The organism is Candidatus Acidiferrales bacterium (assembly GCA_036514995.1).
Classification (GTDB): domain Bacteria; phylum Acidobacteriota; class Terriglobia; order Acidiferrales; family DATBWB01; genus DATBWB01.
Genome location: DATBWB010000095.1, coordinates 22370 through 29643, shown reverse-complemented (window position 1 = coordinate 29643; position 7274 = coordinate 22370). Strand labels below are relative to the sequence as shown.

Here is a 7274-nt window from a genome sequence, read left to right as displayed (position 1 = left end):
TGTTCACGTCACCGATCTCATTGATACCGACGGAACCCATTATCGAGGCCAGATTTTCTGGGATTTGTCGCACGAGTGCATCAACCGCATGGTGCTGGGAATGAGCGGTGAAGCGAAACGCTACAACATCGCCGTACTGGCGCTCAATCCCGGCTTTATGCGCACCGAGCGAGTGCTGATGCACATGAAAACGGAAGAGATGAAGAAGGCCTACCACTTTGATAAGAGCGAATCCCCTGAGTACATCGGGCGCGCTGTTGCGGCTCTCGCCGCCGATGCGAAGGCGTTCGAGAAAACCGGCAGGCTTTTGCACGTGGCCGATTTAGCTCGAGAGTACGGGTTTACCGATATTAACGGCAGGTACATTCCCAGGTTCGACCCTCACCACTGACCCCCTCGTTTGCAAACGCATAACAAACGCGTACATGAGGCGAGTGGCAGGGTTCAGCGCTGAGCGACCGTTGCTTCGGTTACCACCAGCTTGCCGTTCATGGCCATGTGTTCGTCGCTGCACCATATCGTGCAGGCAAAGGGGAAGATGCCGGGGCGGGTGGGCGTGAACTCGATGATTTGAACCTGTCCGGGCTTGATTTCCGGGATGCCCACGCCCAGTTCAGGGATGGCAAAGCCGTGGCTGACGGTTTCCGCGTTTTTGATCCGCAGCCGCACGGGCTTGCCGGCGACAACCGTGATCTCTCGCGGCTGAAAGTTTCCGTTCAAAGGCGCATAAGTAACGATGTCGATGGTATCGAGCTTCCGAGAACGGTGGCGTTCATAGGTTAGCGCGCCGAAATAGGTGAAGACTGTCGTAGCGAGCACGAGCACCCACGCCAGCATGCTCGACCACTTCAGGTTCCTCAGAATCTTCATCGCTCTCTCCCTCAAGTCTAGTGCCGTTCCAACTTAATGAGCCTATACATCTCGACCCTGTATGATCAATAAAGCATGCCGTGTGACTTGCGGAAAATGGCCCCAAATAGTTGGAACGGCACTAGCCAATGAACAGCCACAGCAGCGCCCCCGTGGCCAGCGTCAAAAACAGCGCCACCGGGAGCAACCCTCGACCAGCCTGGGCTTCGCTGGGATAGGTTTGCCGGGCGAGCCGGTAGGCAAAGTCGAGCGAGAACAGCAGCCCCACCAGCAAGCAGACGGCTTGAATCCAGGGCATGATCCCTGTCCAGAACGGTGTCCATGGGAAGTGAGCGGTGCCAAACAAGTCCCAGCCCCAGGCAAACGGGTCGGAGAGGATGTGGAGCACGTAGCTGCTGTTGGGGAGCAAGATGCCGAAGCTGAACGCGATCCACGCCACCAACCCCAGCGGCACCAGCGTATAGGAAAAATTGATGTAAGCCTTCTTGAGCGGCACCTCGGGGGCACGCGCCATCCGCCGCGACCACCAGATGAACCCCAAGAAGATGGCCGGGATCACAGCCAGGTTGAACAACGAGTGCACGCCGATAAATGTCAGGTAACCGCCCCAGGTGGCCGCGTTGGTCCAGTCTTTCAGCGCTCCCCAGGGGCCTTGCATCACCAGGAAGAAAAAGATGGAGATGCCGAGCATGATGAAGGCCTTCCAGGATTCATCGAGCCGCCGGTTGTCGTCCACCAGCAGATCGGTGCCGGGCGGGCGCAGGTTCAGGGCCATGTTGTCGTACTCGCAGGTCTTGAAGCACTCGAAGCACATGCCGCAGTAGGTGTTGCGCTTGAAGGTATAGGGCAGCAGCATCCAGGGACAACCGTAGCCGCACTCGTTCCCCACCACGCAGCCCTTGTTCTTGTGCCCCTTGCAGATGTTCGGGTCTTTCACGCGCACTTCGGTGATGGCGAAGTTTGAATAGAGTCCCTGGAAGCCGCTGACCGGGCAGACGTACAGGCAGAAGGCGCGCTTGTGGTAGATCATCGAGAGGACGACGTCCAGGGCAATGATGACGCCAAGCAGGATGAACGTGGCAATGGGCCGGGTGGTGATGAAGCCGGTGGTGAACGTGGTGGCCAGAAACAGGAAGTTCATGATCCACATATTGCTGAGCGATTTCGGCCAGCGCTTCTTCAGGCCGATGAAGAAGTTGCCTTTCTTGTCGTGACGCACGCCCAGCAGGGTCAGCCGCTGCAGCCATTCGCCCAGCACCGGCAGCGGACACCCCGTGCACCAGGCCCGCGAACCGCCCGGCACCAGCACCATCATCAGAACCACCCACCAGACGATCCACACGATCATGATGCCGAAGTTGTAGTTCCCCGGCGCAGTGCCCCCGTAGTAACCCGCCATCAGAATGACGGTGAAGATGAACAGGTTGACGACGATGGGGATGAAAGGCATCCAGCGGCTCTTCAACAGGGCGCGCACCCAGCCGTACCGGGTCAGTTCCAGCCGCCAGTCCACGGGCATGAATCCCAGAATCCGATCGGTGTGAAACATCCGTTCCCTCCCGCTCAGCCCTTTTCGGCGTACTCGCGGATCTTGTTCAACAGGCGAATTTCGTGGTCGTCTTCGGTATCAGCCAGCTCCCGGTAGAGCGCGCGCAGCGCCTCGTCGCCGGTCCGGGCGGCCAGTTGCCGGTAGAAATCCCGCGCCTCGCGCTCAGCGCGCAGGCCCACTTCGAGAGCCCCGCGCATGGAAAGGCCCTCGTAGATGAACAGCTCGCCGTGTTCGATGATGGGAGCTTCGATGGGTTGCTGGATATCCTCGGGCTGCAGCGCGAGCGTCTCCGGGCCATAGCGCTCGCGGTAGCGCGCCTCGAGTTCGGTCTTGTGCCCCCGCTCCTCGGCGCCCATCTCGCGGAAGATGGCTAGGGTTTCAGGGTCGTAATCGCGGAACATGACGGCGAAGTTTTCGTAGATCTCGGCGTTGCGGTCTTCGATAGCGACGGCGACCCAGAGGGCTTCTTGCGGGCTCAGGCTCGATGGGGAAGATTCTGCAAGAGCTGGTGCGGAAGGGGCTGCTCGCGTCGCGGCGCGGGCCGGGCGGCGGGTTCCGCCTGGCGCGTCGCCCCCAACTGATCACCCTGCGGGACATCGTCGCTGCCGTCGATGGGCTGGACCATTTCCTGGAATGTGCGGTGGGCCTGGAACGCTGCGCCGACGATGCCCCCTGCCCGCTGCACCACACCTGGAAGGGATTGCGCGGCCGGATCCTGAGCTATCTGGAGACGACCAGCGTGGCCGAGATGGCCCGAGCCGTGGCCCGCAAAAAAGAATTGGTGCGGCGAAAAGGTCGGCGCAAGGCCTGACTCTCAGGCCGGCTGGCGCCGCGGCTCCCTCCAGCGACTACTTCTGACCAGGTTCCCCGGGGCGCAACAGCCGAATCAGTGACCACATGCTCTGTTCAAGGGCCCGATGGAGATCGAGGAAAGCTCGGTCATCCACTTTGATCCGGCCGTCCAGGACATCCTGCCGAATCTCGGACAATATCGAAGTGGCGCGTCTCAAGCGGGCTCGAGCCAGCACACGAGGGAGGCTTTCTTCTTCCCGGCCTGTTTTGCTTTCTTCGGTCAGAAAGGTAATCCAAAGGATCGAGCGTAGGGCGTCAACAGCCTCCTTCACGCCTTCCAACTCTTCCAGTTCGATGGTCTTTGCTGCCAGCTTTGCCTCCACAGTGCCAAGCCGCTCTTGAAGTAGCCTTACCGATGCTAAGAGTTCAGGGTGTTCCATGCACAAGCCTCCGTTGTCCTGGTGGCTGATCCACAACTGAGGGTGGGGCACAAACAGCGAGCACAGAATGGTACGTCGGCCTCAAATTCGGAACTTCGCAGTCCCATGTCGTTTTGGAATTCAAGCGCGTGGGCTTGCCGCATCCGGGAGAGTCCGACGATGTGCACCAGCGCCTTCTGGATCAAAGACGCCGGCCCGAGTGCCGGATTCGCCACCGTAAAGAATGCGAACAGCGCCTGGTTGCCCTTGCCAGCGAGACGGAAGGGGGGCTTGTCCGCCGGACTGAAGGCGGGGTGGCGCAGGGCATCCCACTTCGGGCAGGCATCGGCCACGGCGGGATTGTTCTGTTGGGAACTTTTCTTGCCCGGCCGAACAGCCTGTGCCCGAAAAGTTGCATCGGAGGGAAAGAAGGGGCTTTTCCCCAGGGTGGGATTCGAGCACAATAGAGCCACCTCCGCAGCGCCAACCAGGAGGCAAGAGTGAAAAGCACGAAGAGCGGACTAGGTGTGATTCTTTCCGTCCTGCTGGCCTTTCCGATCTCAGTGTGGATAGCGCCGGCGCAAGCAGCCGAGTACACCGTGCCGCAGGGCACGCAGATGCGGCTGATCTTGCAAAATAGCCTGAACACAAAGACTGCCCAGGAACATGACCAGTTCACCGCTACGCTGGCCGAATCGGTCCGGGTGGGGGATCGCGTGATTTTCCCGGCCGGATCAACCGTCAAAGGCGAGGTAACGCTCGTCGAGCGGGCCAAGCGCTTGTCGCCCTTTCGCAGCAAGGCTGCGCTCCATCTTCGCTTTGAGGTGGTTCACACGCCGGCCGGGCGCGACTATCCGTTGATGGCCAGTCTCGTTTCCGTCCATGACCCCGGAAAAGACACCGAGCAAAGTTCATCCAAGGCAAAACCAAATGAGGAAGGAACGATCCAGGCAAAATCGGACGTCAAGAGGGATGTTCTGACCGGCCTGGGAGCGGCGGGTGGCGGGGCCCTGATGGGAGCGATTTTCGGTCACGTGGCGCGCGGGCTGGCTATCGGCACCGCCGGCGGGGCGGCGTACGTCCTGGCGAAGAAGGGCAGAGAAGTCGAGCTGCCTCAAGGATCAGGGATGGTCATCCGCATGGATCGCGCCTTGACGATCCCGCAGTAAACCAGATCCCGGGTTGCTGCCTGGCCGGGGCGAACGGACTTCGCCGGCCCGCCGCGGGTCGCGGCGAGGGTGCACTTCCGTGCGAGCGCGACGAGCGGCCGGTCTGCCATTCCTGGCAGCCAGGCAGGCGTCTCGCATCCCCGGGACCTGCCCCGGTGGGCGGGCAAGAGTGTCTTCTATCAGGGCAAGGAGAACGTGAGTTTGCTGGTGGAGACGTTGTCCAGGCGATCGGACAGGCGCAGCGCCACCGTGTGCTCCCCCGGAGCGACAGGCTTCATCTCGAAGGCGTAACTCTCTTGCGGCGAATCGGTGGCGGCGCCTTCCGGCACGAGCTCGAGCCAATCGCCGGCGTCGAGGCTGTATTGAGCGAGTTTAATGGGAGAATAGGAATCGCGGGCGTCAAAGAGGATTTTGATGCCCGTTTTTGTTTTTTCGTAGCGAAGGTTCAGGACTGCCGGTGGAGTGTTGTCAATTTCAAATCGGTCGCTTAACTTTTCTGCCCTCAAAGCCAGTTCCGGGGGATTCGAAGGGGAATCGGAGGCGACAAGTTTGAGGTAGTAGGCCCCGTCCGCCATGGTGGTGCTGTCCCAGGCATAAAACTTTTCGGTGAGCTTGTCCTTCAAGAGCTTCCAATTCTTCTCGCCCTCGCCCCGATAATAGATCGAAAAGATAAGGTCATCCTCGTTGTCGTCGTGAGCGCTCCAGAGCACGCTTTGCGTGCCCTTCTGAGGCACCGCCTGGGGCGGCACTTCAAAACGCGGGGCGTTTGGTTGCTCTTGCTTTTTTCGTGTCGATCCTGGTCCGCCGCCTTCGGGGAAAGAGAGTTGAGCGGAGGGCGGCTGCGCTTGCACGGGAAAGCCTTGCACTTTGATGCCCGGCGCCTGCACCGCAATGCTGTCCATTTGGGGAGCGACGTTGCGAGGGAGGTAGGCCAACTCGACCCAGGAGAGCGATGGAGTCTTGCCGGCGCGCGACTTGAAGACAGCTTTCCACTGGATGAACCGCGCCTTTGGACTCGAGATGACTTCGCCGGTCGCCCGGCTGAATGGCCCCGCCCAGGCGCTCCAGTTGTTCTCCGGATTAGAAGTGTTGCCGCTGCGAGTGAAGAAGGTCACTCCGGAGTCGGTGGCGCCGTTATCGCCCCACCATCGGATTTGACCCCATTGAGAAAAGATTTTGGCGTCAAATACCTGCGAGGTCAGGCTGCCCTCGATTTCGTATTCCGGGTCAAGCTCGAAGATTTTGCCGGGATTGGCTGTGCAGAGATAGATTTTGCCTTCACCGGTGTTGACAAGCCCGGTTACCTGGGCGGCGGAAGTCTTGGCAAGATTTTGGAAAAGATCTTCTGATTCGACCGCGACAATTCCCCCGCGATTGCCGGTGGCCACCAGCACGTGACCGTCGCGCCACGGCCCCAGCCCATAGACCAGGTCGTCGCGCGAGCTCCAGATTCTTTGAGGAAAACCATCGGGTGCAAGGCGATAGACATCGCTGCCGCCCGGCAGGGCGGGGAAGAGCGCAAAGGCGGGCCCGGCGAGAATCTGCTGGGGAACGGCGGTGATGGTAGCCTGGCCGGTCGAGGGAACCACTACCGTGGTGCTGATGGCGGGCCCGCCGGGAATGGTAGGAATCATGCCCGGGATGGCGAGAACTTTTGCTTTCTCGCCCATGGCCCCGGCATAGATGTTTCCGGCGCGGTCCACGGCCAGCGCTGAGATTTCCTTCTTGGGTGCCTCGTAGAGGACAAAGCCCTGGCCGGCGGGCGTAACTCGGAGGATCAGACCGTTGGGCTCCGTTCCAGCCAGCAGGTATCCCTCGTGAACCCAGGCGAGCACCCGGATGTGGGTTTCCTCGCTCTTGTAGAAAGGCCCGGCCTTGCCATCGGGCTTTACGCGAAAGATCTCACCCTTGTCGCCGGTGGCGACGTAGAGGTTGCCCGAGCCGTCGAATGCCATGTCCCAGATGTACCGCGTTTTTGGATCAAAGAAGATTTCTGACTTGCCGTCAGGCTGGATGCGATAGACCTTGCCATCCGGCGAGGTCCCGGCGTAAAGGTTGTCTTTGCCGTCAATGGCCAGCGCCTGCACCGCCAGCTCCTGCGATTGAAAGACCACCGTTATTTTGCCCGCAGCATCGATCCGAAAGACCTTGGCGCTGGTGCCGCCGGCGGCGTAGAGGTTGCCGGCGGAGTCGCGCCGCACCGCCCAAAGGTAAGCCGCATCGGGAGCCGCCACTTCGCGGAATTTCGGCGCCAGGACAACCTTGCCGTCGCTCCGGACGGCGACGCCTCTGGCGGTCCCCTTGTCAAAATCGTCGTAGCTCGACTGCTTCCAGAGTCGAGTTTGCTCGGCGTGAGCAGGCAGTCCGCCGCCGGCGGGGATGCCGCCAATCATGACGGCGGCCAACAGAAGTGATTTTTTCATCGGAAGACGGCCTCGGCGAAATAGGTATGCGCGCATGCGTTCGCGGCAAAAA

General features: G+C 60.6%; 8 protein-coding genes. 3 read left to right on the top strand and 5 right to left on the bottom strand.

The window, feature by feature from the left end:
• Positions 1–391 (top strand): hypothetical protein (locus VIH17_06850; protein ID HEY4682952.1); only part of this gene is annotated, 391 nt, incomplete at its 5' end.
• A gap of 53 nt (positions 392–444) precedes the next feature.
• On the opposite strand, the gene VIH17_06845 is transcribed toward VIH17_06850, so the two are convergent.
• The 3 genes from VIH17_06845 to VIH17_06835 form a co-directional block, all read right to left on the bottom strand.
• The gene (locus tag VIH17_06845; protein ID HEY4682951.1) at positions 445–870 is read right to left on the bottom strand and encodes a cupredoxin domain-containing protein; all 426 of its coding nucleotides are present in this window, start codon (positions 868–870) and stop codon (positions 445–447) included.
• Positions 871–991: 121 nt separating this feature from the next.
• Positions 992–2419, bottom strand: coding sequence for a 4Fe-4S binding protein (locus tag VIH17_06840; GenBank protein ID HEY4682950.1), 1428 nt, complete (start codon positions 2417–2419; stop codon positions 992–994).
• A gap of 14 nt (positions 2420–2433) precedes the next feature.
• A complete protein-coding gene (locus VIH17_06835; GenBank protein HEY4682949.1) occupies positions 2434–2898 on the bottom strand; it encodes a ferritin family protein in 465 nt (154 codons plus the stop codon).
• A 5-nt stretch (positions 2899–2903) separates the two neighbouring features.
• On the opposite strand from VIH17_06835, the gene VIH17_06830 reads away from it, so the two are divergent.
• Positions 2904–3230, top strand: coding sequence for an Rrf2 family transcriptional regulator (locus VIH17_06830; GenBank protein HEY4682948.1), 327 nt, complete (start codon positions 2904–2906; stop codon positions 3228–3230).
• A gap of 37 nt (positions 3231–3267) precedes the next feature.
• Here the strand turns inward: VIH17_06830 and VIH17_06825 are convergent, their stop codons facing one another.
• Entirely contained in the window at positions 3268–3651 is a 384-nt protein-coding gene (locus VIH17_06825) for a hypothetical protein (GenBank protein ID HEY4682947.1), read from the bottom strand.
• A gap of 479 nt (positions 3652–4130) precedes the next feature.
• On the opposite strand from VIH17_06825, the gene VIH17_06820 reads away from it, so the two are divergent.
• Complete coding sequence (locus VIH17_06820; protein ID HEY4682946.1) at positions 4131–4799, top strand: hypothetical protein; 669 nt, start codon at positions 4131–4133, stop codon at positions 4797–4799.
• Positions 4800–4978: 179 nt separating this feature from the next.
• On the opposite strand, the gene VIH17_06815 is transcribed toward VIH17_06820, so the two are convergent.
• Positions 4979–7222, bottom strand: a complete 2244-nt coding sequence (locus tag VIH17_06815; protein HEY4682945.1) for a hypothetical protein — start codon at positions 7220–7222, stop codon at positions 4979–4981.
• Positions 7223–7274 lie beyond the last annotated feature (52 nt).